Source organism: Halorubrum sp. SP9 (assembly GCF_005435015.1).
In the GTDB taxonomy this organism is placed as follows: Archaea; Halobacteriota; Halobacteria; order Halobacteriales; family Haloferacaceae; genus Halorubrum; species Halorubrum sodomense.
The window spans coordinates 1-318 of record NZ_SGXU01000268.1 but is presented as its reverse complement, the minus strand read 5'-3'; the positions used below and the strand labels follow the sequence as shown (position 1 = coordinate 318).

Sequence of the window (318 nt, the reverse complement as noted above, 5' to 3'; positions counted from 1 at the left end):
TTGCCGTACACCGCCTACGAGGTGGACGAGGTTGAGTACCTCGGGACGTACGATGCGTACGCCGACGAGACGGCGACGATGCTCCGCGATCAGGGGTATCACTACCAACTGTTCGCGGCGGAGAAACGTCGCGGTGAGGACGGTCCCACGGATCAGGGGTCGTACGCTCGGATCCCCGAGGAACACCCCGAGGCCGCCGAGAGGACCGCGCTTGCGGACACCACGCCACGGGAGTGTCAGTACCACGTTCATCTGTTCGAACGCGTTGACAACGACACAGGACGCGTTGTGACAGACCTGTACGGCCACTACGAGATT

At 62.6% G+C, this 318-nt stretch carries 1 protein-coding gene; it reads left to right on the top strand.

What is annotated here, in order from left to right; all coding sequences use genetic code 11:
* Positions 1-318 (top strand): hypothetical protein (locus EXE45_RS17505; RefSeq protein WP_158294323.1); only part of this gene is annotated, 318 nt, incomplete at both ends.